Below are 1432 nucleotides of genomic sequence, written 5' to 3'. Positions count from 1 at the left end.
TCCTTCAATAGAAAGTGCGATGAAAGATCAAGATTAGTTTTTAATAAAAAATTGTATAACAAGTCGTTTAAACGGAATAAAAACAGTTGGCCATCGCTACGCGATTATAGCCAACCATTTTTATCCGCTTAACGAGGCGTTATACCTAAGGTAAATATGGGCACTATCTACGAAATCATTCAACAAAACCCTGAATACTTTGCTTGGATATTTGGCATTGTAAATGTGCTATGGATTGGCTTTACATATTTTAACAAACAAAGCCATGAGCGCTCGCTAAAAGTTATTGAGCAAGACCTGCGATATAGTGCAGACAGGCGACTAAAAATATTTGAATTAAAGGCAACCGAATATGGTGCATATGCCGCTAAATTGGATGAATTTGGTAAAAAGAGCCAGAATGCTTTCAAAGACAAAATGCAGCCAATTTTTGATCAATATTTAAATGACATGATGGTTGCAGGTGAACAGCAAAATAAAGAAATGGAAAGGGATACCGTTGTTTGGTTTAGCAACCAAATATCGGGATTGATGCAAGAAGGGCTTGAAGATGTCATAAAGCTGAAATCAGAAACGAATCGAATCAAAATGATTGCAACTGATGAAATGATTAAAACTTTCGAAGAACTTGAAGTCCTAACTCAAGAATCAATGGATACTGCTAATGAATTTGTTGGGAAATTCTTAGAAATAATAATAAACAAGCAAGAAGAACAGTCCCAAATGTATCAAGATAAATTAGTAGAAATAGGTGTTTCGATTCAAAGTAAATCTAAAAAACTATTACAACAAATGCGTAGTGAGATCGGCGCAGTATAGGTATAACAAGGCATTTAAACAGAACAAAAACAGTGGGTTACGTTTCGCTTCGCTACACATTTTAACCCACTATTTTTGTCCGCTTAATGCGGCGTTAGGCATACACAGAGGTTTCTATGCAAGTATGGATTAATATCGACAGACCAATCACTGTTGAGGCTGAGATTCCCCTTAAAAGTGAAGCACCTGAATCAGTAGTAGGTCTCTACAATAAAAATGAAAGAAATAATCTAATTGGATGGAAAACCGAAGATGGAAAATACTTAGGCTGTATAAAAAACAACCGTAGCATTTCCGTTTTGTCTGATGAATCCAGCGTTCTATCACTATATGAAGAGCGCCCTGCAAGAGGGGCTGGCTGGGTAGGAATGACAATAAAATCAAGTACGGGCGAAATTCTAGCTACATTATTCCAATCTAGACACAGTGTAAACTCTTTAAATTGGCTTAAAAGCACTCAACATTTACTAGCGAAAGCTTTTAATTTAAAAGAAGAATATGAAGATCTCGGTTACAATGCTTAATTGATGAATTCGGCATGCCTAACAAGTTGCTTAAACGGAACTAAAACAGTGGGTTACGTTTCGCTTCGCTACACATTATAACCCACAAT

Annotated in this window: 2 protein-coding genes; both read left to right on the top strand. The window is 36.2% G+C overall.

The window, feature by feature from the left end; translation table 11 throughout:
* The first annotated feature begins 156 nt into the window (after positions 1-156).
* Positions 157-819, top strand: a complete 663-nt coding sequence (locus tag CXF74_RS21330; RefSeq protein ID WP_101084646.1) for a hypothetical protein — start codon at positions 157-159, stop codon at positions 817-819.
* Between the two features lie 116 nt (positions 820-935).
* Positions 936-1343, top strand: a complete 408-nt coding sequence (locus CXF74_RS21325) for a hypothetical protein (RefSeq protein ID WP_101084644.1) — start codon at positions 936-938, stop codon at positions 1341-1343.
* Positions 1344-1432: the final 89 nt, after the last annotated feature.

It is taken from the genome of Psychromonas sp. Urea-02u-13, assembly GCF_002835995.1.
GTDB lineage: Bacteria > Pseudomonadota > Gammaproteobacteria > Enterobacterales > Psychromonadaceae > Psychromonas.
This window is presented reverse-complemented; position numbering and strand designations above follow the sequence as displayed.